General features: G+C 56.0%; 1 protein-coding gene. It reads right to left on the bottom strand.

Going from position 1 to position 1,942, the window contains the following annotated elements:
- Positions 1-1,942, bottom strand: a 1,942-nt coding sequence (locus F8C76_RS18755; protein WP_170284058.1) for a beta strand repeat-containing protein, incomplete at both ends; no start/stop codon positions are given.

Here is a 1,942-nt window from a genome sequence, read left to right as displayed (position 1 = left end):
TGCGTTGACGATGGTCTCCGAACCATCGGCCGCGTTGGCCGTGATCTGTGAGTCCACATAGTTCTTCGTGGCGGCGTCCTGGGCATTGGTCGGGTCCGTCACGTTCGTGATGGATGTGCCCGCGCTGTTGCCCTCGGAGAGTACCTCCGATAAGGTCTGGTCGTCACTGCCCAAATTCGCCAAGGGTACCTGTAGGGTTCCGTTGCCATCCTCTATCTCAAGGTTCGCCCCGCTCACCTCGAAACGGGTGTTCACCTCGTTGGTAACACTCCCGTCCACTTCGGTGAAGGTACTGTTCACCACATAAGGGTCACCGCTGGTGCCGCTCCCGCTCACGCTGATGTCCGTGCCTCCGTTGACGATGGTCTCCGAACCATCGGCCGCATTGGCCGTGATCTGTGAGTCCACATAGTTCTTCGTGGCAGCGTCCTGGGCGTTGGTCGGGTCCGTCATATTGGTGATGGATGTGCCCGCGCTGTTCCCCTCGCCTAGTACGCTCGCCAAATCCTGTATCTCGTTGGTGATGCTACCGTCCACTTCCACAAAGGTGCTGTTCACTACATAGGGGTCACCGCTGGTGCCGCTTCCGCTCACGCTGATGTCCGTACCTGCGTTGACGATGGTCTCCGAACCATCGGCCGCGTTGGCCGTGATCTGTGAGTCCACATAGTTCTTCGTGGCGGCGTCCTGGGCATTGGTCGGGTCCGTCACGTTCGTGATGGATGTGCCCGCGCTGTTGCCCTCGGAGAGTACCTCCGATAAGGTCTGGTCGTCACTGCCCAAATTCGCCAAGGGTACCTGTAGGGTTCCGTTGCCATCCTCTATCTCAAGGTTCGCCCCGCTCACCTCGAAACGGGTGTTCACCTCGTTGGTAACACTGCCGTCCACTTCGGTGAAGGTACTGTTCACCACATAAGGGTCGCCGCTGGTGCCGCTTCCGCTCACGCTGATGTCAGTACCGGCGTTCACGATGGTCTCCGAACCGTCGGCCGCATTGGCCGTGATCTGCGAGTCAACATAGTTCTTCGTGGCGGCGTCCTGGGCGTTGGTCGGGTCCGTCACGTTCGTGATGGATGTCCCCGCACTGTTGCCCTCGGAAAGTACCTCCGATAAGGTCTGGTCGTCGGTATCCACAGTATGGTTCAAATCTGATATCTGACTTTCAGTGATAGTCAAATTAGCTTCATTGATATCAATGTCTATTTCATCGTTTGCAGCATCATCCGTTATTGTAATCTTGTTCGATCCTGCATTTATATTTTTGAATTCAAGATCAACGCCAGTCTTTCTGGCAAATGTTCCAACTCCTCCTGTACCTACATTTGAGGCTGTATTTGTTTGACCAGAAGTTGCTGCAAAGGCATCCACTTCCGCTTTTAGTTCCTCAATTACATTTTGAACATTACCTGAAGTCAATGTCGTTGTGCTTGGGTCATATGGTACATCAATGGCTTCTTGTGACTCCGTGAAGGTGCTGTTCACGATATAGGGGTCACCGCTGGTGCCGCTCCCGCTCACACTGATGTCCGTGCCGGCGTTCACGATGGTCTCCGAACCATCGGCCGCGTTGGCCGTGATCTGGCTGTCCACATAGTTCTTCGTGGCGGCGTCCTGGGCGTTCGTCGGGTCCGTCACGTTCGTGATGGATGTGCCCGCGCTGTTGCCCTCGGAGAGTACCTCTGATAAGGTCTGGTCATCGCTGCCCAAGTTGGCCAAGGGTACCTGTAGGGTTCCGTTGCCATCCTCTATCTCAAGGTTTGCTCCGCTCACCTCGAAGCGGGTGTTCACCTCATTGGTGATGCTACCGTCAACCTCAGTGAAGGTGCTGTTCACGATATAGGGGTCACCACTGGTACCGCTCCCGCTCACGCTGATGTCCGTGCCTCCGTTGACGATGGTCTCCGAACCATCGGCCGCGTTGGCCGTGATCTGTGAGTCCACA

It is taken from the genome of Flagellimonas olearia, assembly GCF_009184425.1.
In the GTDB taxonomy this organism is placed as follows: domain Bacteria; phylum Bacteroidota; class Bacteroidia; order Flavobacteriales; family Flavobacteriaceae; genus Flagellimonas; species Flagellimonas olearia.
Note: the sequence above shows the minus strand (reverse complement) of the source record. Positions and strands in the feature narration are given on the sequence as shown.